Source organism: Treponema bryantii (assembly GCF_036492245.1).
Classification (GTDB): Bacteria; Spirochaetota; Spirochaetia; order Treponematales; family Treponemataceae; genus Treponema_D; species Treponema_D bryantii_C.
The window spans coordinates 623,023-642,071 of record NZ_AP025286.1 but is presented as its reverse complement, the minus strand read 5'-3'; the positions used below and the strand labels follow the sequence as shown (position 1 = coordinate 642,071).

At 40.7% G+C, this 19,049-nt stretch carries 15 protein-coding genes; 2 read left to right on the top strand and 13 right to left on the bottom strand.

Features of this window, described 5'->3' with window-relative positions; genetic code table 11:
* Positions 1 to 21: 21 nt before the first annotated feature.
* The gene (locus AABJ44_RS03230) at positions 22 to 852 is read right to left on the bottom strand and encodes a Cof-type HAD-IIB family hydrolase (RefSeq protein ID WP_338370424.1); all 831 of its coding nucleotides are present in this window, start codon (positions 850 to 852) and stop codon (positions 22 to 24) included.
* A gap of 117 nt (positions 853 to 969) precedes the next feature.
* Here AABJ44_RS03230 and AABJ44_RS03225 point away from each other — a divergent pair, with 117 nt between their 5' ends.
* The gene (locus tag AABJ44_RS03225) at positions 970 to 3,060 is read left to right on the top strand and encodes a [Fe-Fe] hydrogenase large subunit C-terminal domain-containing protein (RefSeq protein ID WP_338370423.1); all 2,091 of its coding nucleotides are present in this window, start codon (positions 970 to 972) and stop codon (positions 3,058 to 3,060) included.
* Between the two features lie 17 nt (positions 3,061 to 3,077).
* On the opposite strand, the gene AABJ44_RS03220 is transcribed toward AABJ44_RS03225, so the two are convergent.
* The 9 genes from AABJ44_RS03220 to AABJ44_RS03180 form a co-directional block, all read right to left on the bottom strand.
* On the bottom strand, positions 3,078 to 3,881 hold the full coding sequence (locus tag AABJ44_RS03220) for a M15 family metallopeptidase (protein ID WP_338370422.1): 804 nt from the start codon (positions 3,879 to 3,881) through the stop codon (positions 3,078 to 3,080).
* A gap of 50 nt (positions 3,882 to 3,931) precedes the next feature.
* Positions 3,932 to 5,959 (bottom strand): putative bifunctional diguanylate cyclase/phosphodiesterase, encoded by a 2,028-nt coding sequence (locus AABJ44_RS03215; protein WP_338370421.1) that lies wholly within the window; start codon positions 5,957 to 5,959, stop codon positions 3,932 to 3,934.
* Positions 5,960 to 5,962: 3 nt separating this feature from the next.
* A complete protein-coding gene (locus AABJ44_RS03210; protein ID WP_338370420.1) occupies positions 5,963 to 7,123 on the bottom strand; it encodes an aminopeptidase in 1,161 nt (386 codons plus the stop codon).
* A 37-nt stretch (positions 7,124 to 7,160) separates the two neighbouring features.
* The gene (gene rsmG / locus AABJ44_RS03205) at positions 7,161 to 7,844 is read right to left on the bottom strand and encodes a 16S rRNA (guanine(527)-N(7))-methyltransferase RsmG (protein ID WP_338370419.1); all 684 of its coding nucleotides are present in this window, start codon (positions 7,842 to 7,844) and stop codon (positions 7,161 to 7,163) included.
* Positions 7,845 to 7,847: 3 nt separating this feature from the next.
* On the bottom strand, positions 7,848 to 8,723 hold the full coding sequence (locus AABJ44_RS03200) for a hypothetical protein (RefSeq protein WP_338370418.1): 876 nt from the start codon (positions 8,721 to 8,723) through the stop codon (positions 7,848 to 7,850).
* Positions 8,710 to 9,522 carry a hypothetical protein gene (locus AABJ44_RS03195; protein ID WP_338370417.1) on the bottom strand — a complete coding sequence of 271 codons (813 nt, stop codon included), beginning with the start codon at positions 9,520 to 9,522 and terminating at the stop codon, positions 8,710 to 8,712. The genes AABJ44_RS03200 and AABJ44_RS03195 overlap by 14 nt, the downstream gene beginning before the upstream one ends.
* A 64-nt stretch (positions 9,523 to 9,586) precedes the next feature.
* Positions 9,587 to 11,269: a hypothetical protein gene (locus AABJ44_RS03190; protein ID WP_338370416.1), complete on the bottom strand. Its 1,683-nt coding sequence runs from the start codon at positions 11,267 to 11,269 to the stop codon at positions 9,587 to 9,589.
* Between the two features lie 102 nt (positions 11,270 to 11,371).
* On the bottom strand, positions 11,372 to 12,163 hold the full coding sequence (locus AABJ44_RS03185) for an outer membrane lipoprotein-sorting protein (protein WP_338370415.1): 792 nt from the start codon (positions 12,161 to 12,163) through the stop codon (positions 11,372 to 11,374).
* 175 nt (positions 12,164 to 12,338) lie between these two features.
* Positions 12,339 to 15,188 carry an efflux RND transporter permease subunit gene (locus AABJ44_RS03180; RefSeq protein WP_338370414.1) on the bottom strand — a complete coding sequence of 950 codons (2,850 nt, stop codon included), beginning with the start codon at positions 15,186 to 15,188 and terminating at the stop codon, positions 12,339 to 12,341.
* A 188-nt stretch (positions 15,189 to 15,376) separates the two neighbouring features.
* Between AABJ44_RS03180 and AABJ44_RS03175 the strand changes: the two genes are divergently transcribed.
* Positions 15,377 to 15,730 carry an ArsR/SmtB family transcription factor gene (locus AABJ44_RS03175; RefSeq protein ID WP_074641032.1) on the top strand — a complete coding sequence of 118 codons (354 nt, stop codon included), beginning with the start codon at positions 15,377 to 15,379 and terminating at the stop codon, positions 15,728 to 15,730.
* On the opposite strand, the gene AABJ44_RS03170 is transcribed toward AABJ44_RS03175, so the two are convergent.
* From AABJ44_RS03170 to AABJ44_RS03160, 3 genes are read right to left on the bottom strand one after another with little or no spacing between them, the layout of a single operon-like run.
* A complete protein-coding gene (locus AABJ44_RS03170; protein WP_338370413.1) occupies positions 15,723 to 16,469 on the bottom strand; it encodes an RsmE family RNA methyltransferase in 747 nt (248 codons plus the stop codon). The two genes, AABJ44_RS03175 and AABJ44_RS03170, sit on opposite strands and share 8 nt — an antisense overlap.
* A gap of 3 nt (positions 16,470 to 16,472) precedes the next feature.
* Positions 16,473 to 17,831, bottom strand: coding sequence for a tetratricopeptide repeat protein (locus AABJ44_RS03165; RefSeq protein ID WP_083379665.1), 1,359 nt, complete (start codon positions 17,829 to 17,831; stop codon positions 16,473 to 16,475).
* 23 nt (positions 17,832 to 17,854) lie between these two features.
* Positions 17,855 to 19,027 (bottom strand): pyridoxal phosphate-dependent aminotransferase, encoded by a 1,173-nt coding sequence (locus AABJ44_RS03160; RefSeq protein ID WP_338370411.1) that lies wholly within the window; start codon positions 19,025 to 19,027, stop codon positions 17,855 to 17,857.
* Positions 19,028 to 19,049: the final 22 nt, after the last annotated feature.

The window sequence follows — 19,049 nt, the reverse complement described above, 5'->3', positions numbered from 1 at the left end:
CGAATCAAATTCGGGATGACGTTATAATACGTGCTTCTTTATAAAATCGCCGACACCGTCGTGATTATTGTCTAAGTCTGTAACAAAGCGGGCGACCTTTTTCATTTCCTCAAGCCCATTGCACATTGCGACACCGTAACCTGCCATGCGGATAAGGCTTTCATCATTCATACTGTCGCCAAAGCCCATCACCTTGTCCATTCCAAAGCCTAGTTCATTTGCAAGCCAGCTTACAGCTTCTCCCTTTCCGCAGTTCGGTGGAAGGATTTCAAGGAAGTACGGCTTACTTGTAAAGATTACGGCGCGTTCTCCAAACTCAGCGCGAAGCTCACTCTGCAGTTCAAGAAGTTCTGAAGGTTCTCCAGGAACGAGCATTTTTGTAAAACCGCGCTTAAGGAATTCATCATAATCTTCAACCTTTGCGCCTTTAAGTCCGCACAGGTCAACATCGAGTTTTGTCCATTTTGTTTCTTCACGATAGTAGATTGTATCAGGTGTATAAACTTCACTGCGAAGCCCGCGTGCCTCTGCAACTTCATTAGTGCGGGTCAGAATATCAGCTTCAACTTTACGGCAGAAAATCTGTTGACGTTTATGCAGATCAAAAATTGAACAGCCGTTTATGGCAATCAAAAAACGTCCAGCTTCTTTTCCGGCAATTTCAAGTCTTCTCACAAAAGGAAGAATTGCATCTTCTGCGCGGCCTGAACAAAGCACAACATAAATTCCGCGCTCAGCACATTCGCGAAGAGCCTCAACCGTCATATCTGTTATTTCACGGTTATCATTTAAAAGAGTATCATCCAGGTCCAATGCAATCAAACGAACATCTAATTTTTCACAAGAATTCATGAATGGGAGTATATCAGAAAAAATACCTATTTAACAAGTTTTTGTTTGTAAATTAAGATTTGTATGTTAAAATTAAATGCTTACAGTTAAGTGAGGGGAAGGAGAGTTTTATAGTTTATGGATAGCATGAATGCTGATGGACTGCATTTTAGTCCTGTAATTAACGTTGATAGCGAAAAGTGTTGTAACTGTCATCGCTGTATTTCAGTATGTCCGGTAAAGCTTTGTAATGATGGTTCAGGTGATTATGTTACCTTAAACCATGATTTATGTATCGGCTGCGGTGCATGTATTGAAGCCTGTACACACGGAGCCCGAACCGGAATAGATGATACAGCAGCATTCTTTAATGAGCTTAAAAACGGCACACCATTTGTTGCAATTGTTGCACCTGCTGTAGCCGTAAACTTTAAAGGCCATGACCTTGAATTAAATGGCTGGCTCAAATCTATTGGCGTACAAGCCATCTTTGATGTTTCATTTGGTGCAGAGCTCACAACTAAAACCTACGTTGAGCAGATGACAAGGGAAAATCCACCTTTAATGATTGCTCAACCTTGTCCGGCCCTTGTTGCTTTTATCGAAACTTACAGACCAAATCTTATTCAGTATCTTGCCAAGGGCGACAGTCCTATGGCTCACACTGTAGAATTTATCCGCCATTTCCATCAGGAGTATAAGAATCATAAGATTGTTGTTATTTCACCTTGTTATGCAAAGCGCCGTGAATTTGATGAAAACGGCCGAGGTGACTATAACGTAACAATGAAATCACTTTCTGCATATTTTGAAGAAAACAATATCAATCTGGAAAAGTTCCCTAAGGTTGATTATGATAACCCTCTTGCCGAACGTGGCACACGCTACTCTACTCCAGGCGGACTCATGCTCACTGCAGAACGCCTTGTTCCTGGAATTGCACGACAGACCCGTAAGATTGAAGGACACCCTGCTGTTATTGAATATTTTGAGCATCTTGATGAATGTATGGCTAACGGTTCAAAACCATATTTCAAACTTGTTGACTGTCTGAACTGTGAAAAAGGTTGTAACCGTGGTGCCGGAACTGTAAATCATAATATCTCACTTGATGAAATTGAATCTTATGTAGAAAAACGCTGTATTGAAAGACGCGAACAACTGCACACTTTAAGCGGCCATAAAAAACAGAAGGCAATTAAAGCACTTCAGAAAAAGCTTGATGCATACTGGAAGCCTGGTATTTATGAACGTGCTTATACAGACAGAAGCGAAGTTTTCCATTCGCTGCTTAAACTTCCAACGCGCGAAGAAGTACGAAGAATTCTTGAACAGATGGGAAAGCATTCTCAGGATGATATTTATAACTGCGGTGCCTGTGGTTACAATTCCTGCGAACAGATGGCTCTTGCAATTTTCAATGGAAAGAACAAGGTTCAGAACTGTCATCACTACGTACTTAAGAAGGCTAATGAAGATCACACAGTAGAATTAAATGCTGCAATCAGAAAGGTAACCAGTGAAAGTATTTCCATGCTTGAAGTTGCAAAGAACAACATCATCTCCCTTTCTGATGTTACAGAAAACATGAGTGCTACAGTTTCTGATTCTTCTTCTGCCGTTGAACAGATGATTAAGGCAATTCAGTCTATTTATACAATCATTGATAAGAACTTTGTCATTGTAAATGATCTTGAAAATGCAACTGGAATTGGACGTACAAACCTTCAGGAAGTAACAAATCTTGTTGGTGAAATTGAAAAGGAATCTAAACAGCTGGTTGAAATGAGTAAGGTAATCGGTCAGATTTCCAGCCAGACAAACCTTCTTGCTATGAACGCTGCGATTGAGGCTGCTCATGCCGGTGAATTCGGTGCAGGCTTCAGTGTCGTTGCAGATGAAATCCGAAAGCTTGCCGAAGACTCAGGTCGTCAGGCAAAGCAGATTGGAGAAGTTCTTAAGAATATTAAACAGATGGTTGATAATGCATACTCCAAGGCGGGTACTGTTCAGCAGGAATTTGACTCAGTCGTTAGTCTTGCCGGTGAAGTAAAAGACCAGCAGCTTGAAGTTAAGAATTCTATGGATGAACAGAATGCGGGTAATGAACTGCTCTTAAAGAGTATTGCAGAAATGAAAGACGGAACTCACTCCGTTCAGGATGCCGCTAAGCACCTGAAGGATGATGCATCGTTTATCATGGAGCGAATCATTCACATCCACGTCTGATAGATCCTGAATCAAGTTCAGGATGACATTTCCCAGGCGTTCAGGAATTCTATCATGAATTGCTGAACGTCTCCGAACCACTTCTTCTGGAACTGGCACGCTGTTACACCAATGTAGCGGAAGTGCCAGCATTCCCAACGGTATCCTGTTACATCTTCATAGCCCTGCGGAAAACTGAGTGACCAGCCGTATTTTGCGGCATTTTCGTAAACCCATTTTCCACCCGGAGTTTTATCAAACGCATCATCAACAGGAGCAAAATCCAAAGCCATTCCAAGCTGATGCTGACTTGTTCCAGGTCTTGCGCTTTCACGCTCAGCTTCTTCAAGACCATCAACACTTACCCAGTAATCAAAAAGATTTTTCTGATAATCATAAGAACGGTAAGTTGAACTGATTGTAAGTGTAACGCCATCTGCCTTTGCAGCGGTTCCGAGTTCTCCCAATGCTTTATAAGCTTCTGGACGCAGACTCAAATTGTTTTTATTCACCTTATATGCAGAGCAGTTTTCAAGATGAATAAGTCCCTTAGGCTCGTAAGTACTGCTTACTGTATGAGTTTTATCTATCAGATAAAAAGGACTCAAATCCTCTGAACTAAAATCTGCAATTGAATCCAAAACTTTATGAAGATCTGCAAGAAACTCTTCTGGATCTCCGTTTGGAATAGCAGCCTTACAACGGTCTGTCATTGAAAGCAGAACTTTGTTTAATTTTTCTATTTCAGGATTTACAACTGTCTGTACCGGCTGTGCTTCAGCTTCTGGCTGTACTTCATTTGATTTTTTTGATTTTGCACAAGCTGTAAAATTCAAAATCATAATGGACGAAATTATTAACAATGATTTTTTAAGATATTTACACATATATTTTACTCCTTTGGATATGCACGTTCTTCAAACTCTGCAACCGGCAGAGGTTTAGAAAAATAGAACCCCTGAATAAGATCACAATCCTGCTTAGCAAGAAAATCAACCTGTTCACGAGTTTCAATTCCCTCTGCAACAATTTCCATTCCAAGTTTTTTGGCAAGTGAAATTGTCTGGCCGACAATAAGATTTGAACGTTCAATATCATCTACACTTCTAAAAAATTCTGCATCAAGTTTTATTATATCAAGAGGAAGTTCCTTAAGAGAATTCAGAGAAGAATACCCTGCACCAAAATCGTCCATAGAAACTTTAAAGCCAAAACCTTTTAACTTACGAACGGTTGTTAGTAACATAGCCTTGTCATCAAAGAAGGCGCTTTCTGTAAGTTCAAGCTCGATATATTCATGAGGAACCTTAAACTTATCTACAATCGAACAGATGTGTTCAGCAAGATTTTCCTCTGCAAAATGGGCGCGTGAAACATTCACAGAAATCGGAACGAGCTTTTTCCCCTGACTCATCCAGGCTGCCTGTAAATGCGCAACTGCATCAAGCATATAATCATCAAGCTGAAGAATAAAACCGTTTCTTTCAAAAATCGGAATAAACTTTCCAGGCGATACAAAACCTAACACAGGATGTATCCAGCGAACCAGAGCTTCTGCTGCAGAAAGTTCTTCTTTCTTTGTTGAATATTTTGGCTGAAGGAAAACCTGAAACTCATGATTCTCCAGAGCCTTTTCCATATCATCTTCAATACGACGTTCCCAAACCTGTTCTTCTTTCATGGAATCATTGAACCAGACAATTTCATCCTGTAGTTTTACAGTTTTTGGAATAGCAAGTCCGGCACAGGTTATAATTACCCCGATATCCTCATCGCGTGCAACAACATGGCAAACGCCAGCTGAGAAAGTAAGATGCTGTCCACCCCTATGCTCACGCAAAATATTCATCATATTTCGAATCCGGATTTCCAGAGCTTCATCATTCTGATAATTAAGAAGAAGAGCAAAATCAGATTTTTCAACATGAGCAACAAACTCTTTTTTCATGAGCATCTGAACAAGAGTTGAATTGATTTCTTCAAGAAGATTTTCACCCTGCTTAAGTCCATAAGCTGTACAGTAATTTCTATACTTTTCAAGACGCAGCTGAACAACAGCATAACTTCTGTGTCCGCGTGAAATCTCTTTTTTTGCTTTCTGCAGAAAGTATTCTTTATTATATCCGCCTGTAATTGTATCTGTTGTTACAAGCTTATTGATACGCGAACGCTCGTGAACAGCATCAATAAGTTTTGTTACCTCATAAATTGTACTGACAAATAAAACTACAATAAAGAAAAATAAAACTGTTACGAGCAGAGTAAACTGAAATTCATTCAGTCTGTAGACAGTTTTAAAGCACAAGTTGATTTTCGGAATATCGGTGCGATAAACAGAAATCACATGAAGTCCAAAACTTTCTTTTGCTGCCCAGGAAATATATTCACGGTCCTGCAAAAATCTTTCAACATGAATCAACTTGAAAAGATTTTTCGGATTGTAAAAAATTATATTCCGGATTAAATCAGAAGGCCTGTCATTATCTGTTGATACATGAAACTCAATGTCATCATCATTGTAATCTTTATCAATAAAATGAATCACACCAACTGTATCAAATAATTCCAGGGTTTCTTCATCGAGGTTCTGCTTTAATTGCGGCAATAAGTTCACCACATTGTTATGATCATCAAGATATATTTTGTTTATATCTCTATAAGTTTCTGTATAATAGGATAGTCGTTCCTCAAGCTGTTCAGGAGTATCTTTTTTCCAGTTTTCCTCAACAGCTTTTACTACGGTACGACATTCCTGTGCATTATTGATTATAAGAGTATTTATGATTCCCAGAGCGGCTAACATACAAATGAAAGACGTAAATACAAAAATTGCGAATTCAGTAAATATCATCTGCAGTACAGTTGGCCAGATTGGAAACCACTGCAACCGTTTAATTCTACGGTCTTTCTTTTTACTCATGCTTTACTCCAGCTGCAATGAACCATCCTGTAAAATTGTGCGGGAAGTTCCGTCAGCATAAGTAAGAGTAATTGTCGGATCGCGCACAACTCCATCAAGATGAATTAAACTTGGTGCATCGTTATCGTAATTTTCTCCGATTGCAAAATGACATGTATGGAAAGCTTTTTCGTCTTCGAGCATATTTCCAGTAATTGTAGCAGCAGGATTCAAACCGATTCCAAGTTCACCGATATTGTGTGCATTCTTTTTATAAACTGCTGCCTGTCCCTGTGGAAGCTTACCTTCTTTTTCAAGGACGAAAGGACGGAGCTCTGCTTCAAGAACTGTCTTAAGGAGACGACGAGCCTCTGCTCCACCAGAAATATCTGTTACATAACCTTTTTCAACCTTACAGGTAATTGGAGTTTCTATAATTGAATCTCCATCTGAAAAAGTCATTGAACCATCGTAAACAATAACGCCCTCACAACCATCGCTCTGCTGCTCAAGAACTTTACCGTCTGCAGACTTAAGCTGACTTCCACCCACAACAGGACTGATAAAAACCTCGCCGGCAGGAATATTTCCGCCAGTTCCAGGCTTTGAGAAATCTCCGTCATCAAACATAAGGGCACGGCCATTTATTGGAATTATGAGATCTGTTCCCGCAGGTGCTGTAACATGAACACTTACTGCATTCTTAAAAAGCTCATCAAGGCGTGTACAGCGGCTCTGAAGTTCTTTGTAATCGATAGCAGCAGTGCGATTCATCATGTCTACGGTGATTCCAGGTGTCCAGGCACCACGCATTACCTTAAGACCGTCCATAAGATAATCTGCAATATGAGTAAACTTCTGACCATCATCTGTTACATATGGATTTGCTGTAGCCTGTGGATCTTTACCAAGCTTGATATTCGAAATTGAAAAATAAACGTCTGGACGCGAAGCTAAAGCCGCGAGAACTTCCGGATTCGCATTATCAAAGCTGGTCTTGTCCGGCTGGAACATCAGTGTTGTCTGACCACCGATTTCACAGCTGGCTGAATATAAATCCTGTGCAATTTCTGAAGTTGCTGGGTTTGCAATAATTAAAACTCTCTCTCCCTTTTTGATTTTTACTACATCCTGTACTACTACCTGTGCAGGTGTACGGTTTTTATCTTTCTTTATCAAGCTCATTATTAACTCCTCGTATCATGTCGTTTTTTTTCGGCATCTATTTTGTGATTACTACAAGATTTCTCTCCGAATCTTCAAGGCCAGGAACTGCAAGCGGGAAAACCTCGTACTCTGGAACAAGTGCGGTAATTCCATCCATTTCTTCTTTTATACTTGCAGCCTTTGCCTTATAAGCACAAAGCTTACCTCCTGCTTTTACAATGCACAGTAAGGTCTTTGTCATTTTTTTATCAAGCGGGCGGAAGGCACGGAAGGTTATTAAATCATAAGCTTCCGGATCTATACGTTCTGCTTCGCTGTTGATTACTGTAACATTTTTGAGCCCGAGAATTGCTGCACAGTTTTCAAGAAAGGCACAGCGTTTTTCCATACGCTCAACAAGCTCAAAGCGAATATTATCAACTCCTGCACAGGCAAACGCTGCCGCAAGAGGAATGCCTGGAAGGCCACCGCCGCTTCCAATGTCGGCTAGAGTAACAGTGGTGGTTTCGGCACAGTCGCTTCGCGAACACTCAACCAGCGACATAATTTTCGGCCATGCTGCAAGAGAATCAAAAATATGTCTTACAACAAGTTCATCGCGGTCACTGGTATTTGTAAGATTATACGCAGAATTGAAAAGTATAATTTCTTTTATATAGGCTTCCATTTTTACTGCAAGCGGTTCTGCTACAGAATCTGGAATGCCACATTTTTTTAAGCCATCAATTAAATCAATCATATTCTATTTACTATCTATATCCAAAAGTAAATCTGCTGAAAGAGAATCTCCAGAAAAATGCATGACAACAAGATTTCCTGTTTTTTCTGCTTCCAGATTTTTTATATTTGCAAGTCTGTAAACATAAGAATTTTCATTCTTTGAATCCTGAACTATGCTTGGCTGAACCTTATAGGTAATGGAAGAGCCGTTTGAACTCATTGTTTTAAAAAGCAGATAAAAAGTTTCTGTTCGAACCTGCTGATTTACAAAATATCTTCTGTCTCCTGTCAAAAGAAAAGTTCCGTCTGGTTCTGTTTCGCTGAAGAACACTTTTGTAAGTGAATCAGATATATTATATCCGTTTATTTTAAAACGCAGGATTGATGGTTCACGGCGCTTAAAAGTTTCTGCATCAGTCTTAACTGCCTGCAGCTCATTCTTTTCTTTTGCGCTTGCTCCCTGCTGCTGCTTTTTTAATTCATTCAAACTATTCAAAACCTGCTGAAGTACCACGTTGGTAGAAGTTGAAGTATTATAGTTCGAAGCTGATCCATTGGAATAAAGTGATGAAATATCACTGAAAAGTCCTGAATCATAAAGCGATGAAATATCATAAGCAGTAAGAGTATTACCCTTAGACAAAGCAGCATTAAGTGTACTTTCCGGAGTCAGAGCCTCTGTAAGTACGCTTTCTGATTTTTCATTTGAATTTTCTGAGTCTGAAGGAGTCTTCTTATTACCCGGCCTTGTCGGAAAACTTGGCGTATAAAAACCGCCTCCAACTGTCGGCATAGAAGGCATCTCCGGCATTTCAGGCATATCCAGTCCAAAAAGTAAACTTCCTGTTATGAACATGACCGCCAGAGCTCCAGCCCATTTTGATTTACATATTTGCAAGACTCTCCTCCACATATTCAAGGCGCTGTGTAAGCTGCGCAATTGTTTTTTCAAGTCGTGATTTTTCTTTTTCAAGTTTTGTTTTAGGATCAGTTCCATTTGCCTGAGCTGATTTCTGCTTCATCATTTCGCGTACAGATGAAGGGCTCTTTCCGCCGGCAAGGAACTCCTGCTCTAGTTCAGCACGGGCATCCTTCTTACGAACACTCGCAACTACTTTCATATTTTCAAAACCGATTGCAGGATTTACTTCTACTGCACCAACCTTACGGATATCCTTTGCGGCCCCACGTGGAAGACAAAGTACACGGTCAACATAATCTTCATAACGGATATCTGCTTCCTGACAAAGATCAAAAGCACGGGCAAGTTTTTTACCGAATTCCTGCATGAGCTGGCCGTTCTTTGCAAGATAGTTTTCTTTAATATCCTGAGTAAGAGCCTTGAGTTCTTCGTTGCTTTCCCAACCGATTGAGTAATAACCTTTTTCTTCTGCTATTTTCAGAAGGTCACCAAACTTTGCCCAGAATTCCTGAGTATGAACCTTGCAGGCTTTTCCGTAACTAGGGTCATTTTCCTGCTTTTCTATAGTACAAAGATGATGTGTATATTCATGTACTGCTGTATAAATCAGCATGTTGTCAGATTTAAAATTCAGATTATGAAGGAAGATTTCATGTGTATCTGGTTTGTAAAAGCCGTTAACTCTCTTGCTTTCTTTACCTGTCTGGGTAACTGTAAAATCAATCTCACATGGAGAAATGTCCAGCAAGATTTCTTTAATTCTTTCGTTATTCAATTCAAAAACCTCTTCCCCATTTTAACTGTCTTTTAAAGATTGGGAAAGAGGTTTTTGAGCAAAATTAGAATTGATAACTTGCTGCAAGACTCACGAAGCTGTTATCTTCCCAAGACTTGAACTCGCTGTTATCGTCACCACACCAGATATACATACCGCTGGCTGTAAGTGTCAGGTTCTGATCTGCATTGAAAGCAAGTTTTGGCATTACTACGAGATCTTTATTTTCAATTCCGTACATTACTGTAACTTCCGGAGCAATCTTGTCATTCATGAATGATGTTGTGATATTGCAGACAACCTTATTGTTTGTATATCCGTTTACACCATAATCAACATCGAGTGCATTTTTATCACACTCATCTCCATGGAAAACAAACGAGCCGATTTCCTGAACGTTCAAGTTAGCATTCCAGAACGGAAGATCTATATCAAAGCCACCAAGCCAGCCGATTGAGTTATTATGTACCCATGGATCAGTTCCATCTATATCATCAGTAAGGTTGTAGGCAAACTCACCGCGAACATTGAAGTGCCAGAGTACAGTTGAAGCCTCGAGTCCGAAAGTCTGCTTTTTATCGTAAGCAAGGAACTTTTCCTCTTCATCAACAGCACCATCTGCAAGATAGCTTGTAAGGAAGCTGTTTAGTTTTGAAGCATTTACAGAAGGCTGCTTGTACCAGCCGTTGTAATAGCTTACACCCATATCAACCTGACCAAGAGTCCAGGTAGCACGCGCACCGAACTGTCCGTATTTAAGTGTCCACAAGTTTGGATAGATTACATCAGGATTTGCAGAAAGATTATTTGCGTTTGCAAGGCAAAGAGTATATTCAGTATTTGCTGCTGTCAGATTTTCTTCGAGATAATCTTTATATGCTGCAGCGAGTACAAGAACTGTTGCTTCCTGCTGAGTTTTTCCAGTCTGCATCAAAGCAGCAACCTTTGTTGGATCAGCAGAAATCTTTCCATCTGCATAAGCCTGTGTAACAAGAGTTGTAAGACTTGCATTTGCCTCCGAAGTTCCCAGTGCTTCCAGAGCAGATGCAGTTGCAGCTTCAAGTCTTGCATTTTCAAGATTAGCAATTGCTGAAGCGAGATGTACCTTTGCAAGCTTTGTAAGACCTTCAGTCATTTCTGTAACCTGTGCTGGCGTCCAGCGTCCATCAGTAGCAAAGCGGTCTGCAGGAAGAAGCGGTGTATAAATTCCTTCAAGATTCAGATTAGCAACTGGAAGGCTTACAATACCGCGAACCATTGGTGTACTGATACGACGGTCAAGATAATCTGGAATTATAAAATCTGAATAGTCGTCTGCATTAAAGTTATCGAGTACGTGGAGTTTGTCTCCCTTACCCCAGACAACCTTCATCTTACCGGCTTCAAGAGTAAAATAATCTCCGAAGCGTCCGCGAAGCACTGCCTCGTCGATTATATCCTCCGGATGATTTTTGATAGTATATTCATCAATCTTCAAATTGAGTTCTACATCAGATTTGTTTCCGCTGTATTTCAATTCAAGGTTTGCAGAAGGAATTACATCCAGCTCAATATTATCAGCCCTAACTTCATCAACATCTACATACGCGCGAAGCTCTGTATCTGCACCGCCGCTTACTTCAAGTTTAGAAGCAGCGCTGTCTGATGCATCGTCACCAAATCCACCGAAATCTCCAAAGTCTTCTGCCCAGGCAGTTCCACCGAGCAGCAGAGCCGATGTCATAAGAATATATTTACTAAGTTTCATATATATACCTCTAGTATCCGTCATTGCGAGGAGCGGAGCGACGTGGCAATCTATTTAAATGGATTGCCACGCACTTCGTGCTCGCAATGACGTTGTAATTTTTTATTTACCAGTTGTAAGGAAGTTCTGTGTAAAGTAACGTGCAGGAATCTCCTGATCGAGCGCTACAACCTTAGCAATCTTCAAAGTAGTACTGTGGCCAGTCTGAACATTTGTCAGTTTGTTTTCCATTGGCATGTCGTAGCCCTGCATCTTCTGAATGTCGAGCACCTCAAGAACCTTAATCAGCTTGTCATTCTTGTCATACATTTCTGTGTGAATCGGATACATAGTTTCCTTATCAACCCAAACCAGGCGGAAGTTGTACTGAGTTCCCTTCTTATCGATAGGAATCTCTTTGATTTTATAGCAGTCATATTCCTTGCCGCTTTCAACCTTCATTTTTTCTTCACCCAGATACTGGTGCTCATCTTCAGAAACATCGCGTGTTGTGAGGTCGTCATAAGTTGCATCTGAACCCATGAAAGCCTTAGAACCTTCGCTTGAGTTTACACGGCGAACAGACTTGAGGGCCGGCAGGTAAATATGTTTTTCATCAGGCCCATTGTCATCAGTAATCTGAAGGAAGCGTGTTCCCTTGTTAGTACCAGTCTTAAAATCCATTACGATGTAAGTCTTACTGCCGTCTTCTTTTCCGTACTCACGGAAACCGTTAGCATCCTGAGTTCCCTTCTTGTCAGTAAGAATCATGTAAACATCAGTAACCGAGTAAGCAGGCTTTTTGAAGTCCGCAACCTTGTTCATAATTTCGTTTCCCTTTTCATCTGCGAAAGCGAAGTTTGTTAAAGCAGCCATTACTGCGACCAATGTTGTAAGTTTAGTTGTTCTTTTCATATTTATATCTCCTATTATTAGGTTTCAGGTTTTAGGTTCTAGGTTTTAGGGAAGCCAGGCGTTGCGGGGCGGCGCTTGAGCCCTGCAGAGGGGGTAGCGTAAGACCGCATCGCGGGCTGAAGCGAGGGGGAGACTTCCCCCTACTCCCTAGCACCTAGCACCTAAAACCTAACACCTATTTATTTTTCTTTGAAATAAAGCGTGGTGCATACATATTCAAGAAGCCCGGAATAACTGTCATAGCAAGGAAGCTTGAAGTAAACATTACAATCGCTACCAGGATTCCGATGTATCTCAAAACCACGAACTTTGAGAAACACAATACGAGGAAGCCGAAGCCTACTGCGATTGCGTTTGTTACAATACCATGACCACTCTTACGGAAGGTCATGCGTGTAACAGTTTCAAGGTCGTCAGTCTTTGCACGCTCTTCTTTGTAAGTTGTAAGGAAGTGGATTGTGTAATCAATTCCAACTCCTACTGCAACCGATGCAATAATACTTGTTACGAGGTCCAGGTTGATTCCTGCAAACCCCATAACCATGTAGTTCAAAATGATTGCCAGGGCAAGTGGAACAGCACCGAGCAGTCCGGCCCAGCCACTCTTGAAAGCCACTGCAATGATGATGAATACACACAAGAGTGAAATCACAAGGCTTGTAAGCTGGCTTGATACAATCATCTTTGTCATTGTGTATTCCATTTCTGCAGTACCGGTTGCTTCAAGTGTGTAACCTTCAGGGAAGTGACTTTCTGCATACTTCTGAGCAGCAGCGATAATGTCACCAGTTGTTTGTGTTGAATGGTTTCTAAGCTGAACTGTAATTCTCATAACCTGTGGATTCATGTCGTCATCAACAAAGCGGTCAAGAGAACCACTAAGCAATGTCAGATATCCCTGAACAACACCAGCCAATTCTTCGCGGCTTGCAACCGGATACTTTGCTGCATCATAAGGAATCTCGTAATAAGCAGTTCCGTTGTAGTTCACAGATTTCTGAAGCTCGTTTACGATATCTTCAACACTTGCAGTTTTTCCACCGGCAGCAACATAAGCCTTATTAATCATTCCAATTACATCTTCCACTGTTACCCGCTGTTCAAGGGCAGCAGCATAAGCTGTGTTTGGATCAGTCCAGTTAGATGCATCAAAAGTTGAAGTTTCTGCATCTGCAAAAGTATCACTTCCAAAACTGTCATCACCGAACGAATCATCACCAAAAGTATCACTTCCGAATGTATCGTCGCCGAAATCTCCAAAATCATCAAAGCCGCCGAAGTCATCTGTATTAGCTGTATTAGCTTCAACCATCGCAGCTGCATCACCGGCACCAGCCGCAGCACTGCCATCAGTTACAGGCACATGCCAAACCTGATTAATTCTCTTGATAAACTCTGTGAAAGAAACAACCTTACCGATATCAGGATATTCTTCTTCAAGATATTCCTGCATATCATCAACAGCCTTTAAGATTTCCGGATTTGTAAGAGAACCCTTCTCCGGTCCCTTTACGTTCAGATACAAACTGTTGGTTCCCGCAAACTGCTTGTCGATGTAGTTGATATCCTGACGCATATCACAGCTCTCAGGGAAATAATTTACCAGTGCGGTATCGATATGGAGTAAACGTAAACCGACAACTGACAAACCAACCATCACAATAATTGAAAGATAAAGGCGTGGCTTAGAACCGCAGAAGAAATGATAAATCTGATATAGAGTTTCACCCTCAGCTTCATCTGCAGACTTACCGCCGCGAAGTCTTCTTGCATGCTCAAGTTTTGCAGCAAGCTTTTCGCTGATATTATGTTTCTTGTTACGACTTGCCATTACCTTCTGCGGATTCTTAAGCAGAAGAATTGCAGGAATAAAGGTGATTGCAAGCAGGAGCGAAATTGTTACACCAACTGCCGTGAAAACTGCAAAGCTGTGAAGCGGTGCAATCGGGCTGGAAATCAAAGAAATGAATCCGATAACTGTTGTAATACCTGCAAGCAGAACCGCACCCATAACTTCATGAAGTCCGTTGAAAACAGCCTCAGTATATTTTTCTTTTGTGAGTTCACCTTCTGTCATATCAAGGGCAACGTAGTAATGTGTCAGCACATGAATACCATAAGCCGAACCAACCGCTATCAAAGCAACAGGAATTACACTTGAAACCAGAGTAAAGGTAACCTTACACAAAGCCATAAGTCCCATTGTCCAGGTGGTTGCCATAACTACAGTAATCAAAGGAAGTAAAGTTCCGTCCATTGTCTTAAAACTGAAGTAAAGTGAAAGAAGAACTACAACAATTACCAGAGGAATAAGGCGAGTAAGGTCTGCAAGCATGAACACACGGGAGTTCTGCATTACAACCGGGTTACCATAAATCTTTACATCTACGTTGTGATCGGCAGTTTCTTCGTTTACAATTGCAGTAATTGCATTGAGAACATCTTCCTCCTCTTCTGCTTCAGAACGAATCTTTTTTGAACCGAGGGCTGAGGCACGTTCAATCTCAAACTCGTGGCTGTAAGGTGCCAAAGTAACCTGAAGTTGAGTTCCAGTCATATCGTCATTTACGATTACACGGTTGTACATTGACTCCCATTCAATAAGGCGTCCTTCAAGCTGAGCGATATCTGCTGCAGAACCTGTGTAAGAATCTGGAATCAACTGGCTTGCAGAAATTGCCCCATCTGATTCGCAGACATAATCAATATGAGTAAGAGAATCAACATCTGATACTCCCTCTGCTTCGAGTGCGCGGTCTGTAATACAGCGCACAACATCAATATATTCTGGAGTAAGAATTGTGCCATTGCGGGCTTCCATACTTACACCAATAACCATCATGCTTCCAAACTGCTCTTCTGTTTCTGAAAGGCGTGTGTAAGAAGCATCTTTTTGAGGAAGGAACTGGCGGATTGAGTTATCAATCTGTAAGTCCTTAATAAAAAATCCAAGAACACCAGTGATGATTACACAAAGCGCAATTATCAACTGAGGTCTCTTGAAAATAGCTCTTGTAGCTTTCATTACTATTCTCCTTCGTTGTTATTTGTTCGTCCGTTTAATAACTTAAACGCTTAAACGTTATAACCAAGAAGATAATAACAAAAAGTTTTAAAGTCAATGATTTTTTGATTAAATGTTTAATTTTTTAATCATTTAATCATATTGACAAGCAAAAAATATCGTTTTATTCTTATTAAAAGGGGTAAATTGTGATAGATAAGGCTGAAATCAAAAAAACACTGAAAACATTCAACGCATGCGTTCCGTTTTTCATTGCTATGAGTGATGAATACCGCCAGCAGCTGATTATGGACATTGCTGAAGCAGGCTCTGATGGCATCAACGTTTCTAACCTCTCAGCAAAATCAAAGCTTTCCCGCCCCGCAATTTCACACCATCTTAAGGTATTAAAGGAAGCAGGACTCATTGTGCCTTTAAAAATCGGCACTCAGATTTTCTATCAGTTAAACCTCAAGGAAAACTTCAAGACAATTTCTGAGCTTATAAAATCAATGGATAAAATTCTCGCAACTATTGATGAGAAGAAAAATATGTCTAAATAATCCCAAGACCCGACAGTATAATCGCACCTGCCACAGTAGCCGCAGTCTCTGTACGCATAATACGTTCACCCATTCCACAGCGAACATAGCCAGTTGACTCAAGCAAGCGGCGTTCCCTGTCAGTCCAGCCACGCTCACTTCCTATAGCAGCAATCACACGCTTAACCGACTGAGCCTCACCCAAAGCCTTATTCAAACTACAGGCAGGATTCACATTATCAAGAGCAAAACGGGCAGTTTTGTCAGAAGAAGTTTTAAGTTCTCCTTCAATAGAGTTCAGACATTCATCCAGAGTCTTAAACAAAAACAATTCCGGTACATGAGTACTTCCCGCCTGAACAGTTCCATCAAGAAGCATCTTATAAGCCGCGCCCCGTTCTACAAGAGTACTCTGCATATAAGATTTTTCGCCAAGATCAGTTCCGGTAAGATACACACGCCCTACTCCCAGAGCCGCAATATCGCGAAGAAGTCGTTTAAGTTGAATAGGACGCGGAAAACCAATTATCATATCAAAAGGAGCAAGTGGTTTGCCGTTACCGCCCGCGGTGAATTCAAAAGAAATGCCATCGTCATCAATTGCGGTTATCCGCGCAACACCACTTTCCCCGCCAATAATACCGGCAGTAAAAGTATCACCGGCTTTTTTGTGGAGAACTTTGATTATATGCTCTGCCCTTTCATCTTTGCGAGACAGAGGCTTAGAGATTTCGTCATTTGAAAATAAACAAATATTCATAAACTACGAGAACATATTGATTCTCTTGAGAATCTTAACAAGCTCATCCTTTTCAATTAAGTCTACAGGACGGCCGTCAATATATTTGTGTGCGCTGTCTGAGAATCCTCCAATAGAAATACAAACACCGTTATCACACTTAGTATCACGGAGTTTGCTATGGAAGTCACGCACGTTAATATCACCAATTACATTTTGAGTTCTGTAGAAACGGAACATCTGCTTAGCTTCCCATTTAGGAGTTTCAACCTCACAGATAATTTCTACACTTTCAGAAGCAACCTGAACGTCCTCAACCTTAACAAAGGAATCTTTATAATAAGTCGCAATAAACTTACGGCACAAAGCAACAAAGTCACTGGTACCCGACATCAGATAAGTCTGCAGATTCTTATTCTGATTAAGCTCCGCATAACGAGCAACAAGAGCATCAACATCCTTATATTGAGGCTTTGCAGCCTGAATCTGACGTAAAAGAGTAAGCGCCTTCGAAATATCATTCATAGCAATATAAGTATTTGCAAGACGATATTTAATCTGAAGCATAATCTGCTCAGGAACAGAAGGAAGTCTCATTGAGATTTCATAATCTTTTACAGCAGAAGCAAAATCCTTAACACGTTCATGCATTTTACCCGCTTCAAGACAAGCCTGTGGACCATATTCAGGATCAGGTCTAAGATGCATAAATACCTTAAGCGCCTTATCACCCATTCCGCATTCAGTCATAGCAACAGCCATATCAAAAAGCACTTCTTTATTTCCAGGATTTTCATCCAGAACGCGTTTAAGGAATGGAAGACAGTCTCTATACTTCTGAGCCTTATACAAAGCTGTTCCCAGAAGCATATTTACTTCATTATTTTCGGGCTGAATGACCTTACACTTTTTAAAACAGTAAACTGCCTTATCAAAGGTATTAGCTTTCATAAGCGCTTTACCAAGGAACAGATTACAGTCAAAATTGTTAGGATCTTTCTTTATACAAAGCATGAGGGCACTTACAGCGTCTTCATTTTTTCCAAGTCCATACGCTGCAATACCCATACGGAGAGCACATTTGATTATATCAATCTCAGGATGAGCAGTTGAAATATCATATAAAGTCTTATAGATATTCCAGACCTTTTCCCAATCCTTTTCGCCATAATAAATATCACCAATAGTTTCCAGCGAAGGAATATTGTGCGGATCATGAGCAAGCTTCTTTTCAGCCTCCTTCAGAATCGCAGATTTTCCTTTCTTCTGGATTTTTACAGATACATCTTTCTTCTCTTCCTTACGCTTAATGCTTTTAATACCAACAATAATCGCAATAAGAAGAAGCGCTACTATTACCGCTATTAAGATTGATATAATCATCCACTCTTTCCTTTATATATTTTTTATTTGCCAGTTTTTTCCTTTACAAGACAGGCAAGCCGTTCCATAGCAATTTTTATCTTATTGATATCAGTAGCATAACAGCAGCGGATAAATCCTTCACCGCCGTCACCAAAACAAGTTCCTGGTACTACAGCTACATTGTACTTTGAAATTGCTTCGGTGGCAAATTCCTCAGAAGTCATACCTGTAGGACGGATATCAGGGAACATATAGAAAGCACCTTCAGGTTCAACACAAGGGAGTCCCATATCAATAAATGCTTTATGCATGATATTACGACGCTGCTGATAGCTTACGCGCATTTTTTCAACCTCATCCCAGCCGTGACGCAAACCTTCTGCAGCAGCATACTGACTGAAAATCGGTGGACAGATAGAACTATAAGCATGAAGCTTACAGCACTGTACAAGTAAGTCATGAGGAGCGGCAATATAACCGATACGCCAGCCAGTCATAGCAAAAGACTTAGAAAAACCGTTGAAAATGATGGCGTAGTCCTTCATTCCAGGGAACTCGCCGATAGAAACATGCTTGCGTCCATCGTATAAAAGCTCGCAGTAAATCTCATCGCTCAAACACCAGATCTGATGTTTCTTTACAACTTCTGCAATCTTTTCAAGTTCTTCTGCCGGAATAATACGACCGGTCGGATTACTTGGCGAACAGAACATAACAGCCTTAGTCTTTTCAGTGCAGGCAGCTTCAATCTGTTCAGCAGTAGGATAAAAGCCGTTCACACTTGTATCAAGATGAATAACCTTAGCATCACAAAGAGCAGCCAGTGGCTGGTAAGAAACATAACAAGGCTCGCAGACAATAATTTCATCGCCAGGATTCAAAATAGAACGGAGCACAAGGTCCAGACCTTCACTCGCACCAATAGTCGGCAGAATCTCAGTTTTAGGATCGTAGTAAAGCTTATAGCGTTCGAGGTACTTAGCAATTTCCTCACGCAACTCAATCAAACCCCAGTTAGAAGTATAAGAAGTGTGGCCCTTTTCCAGGTGGTAAAAAGCCTCTTCACGCATAATCCAGGGAGTCGGAAAATCAGGCTCGCCAACACCCAGCGAAATAATATCATCATGCCCGATACAAAGTTCAAAAAATTTACGGATTCCAGAAGGTGGAATTTCCATCATCTTGCTGGAAAATTTATCAGTTCGTGTATTCAAATTAGTCTCCAAAAAAAATCCC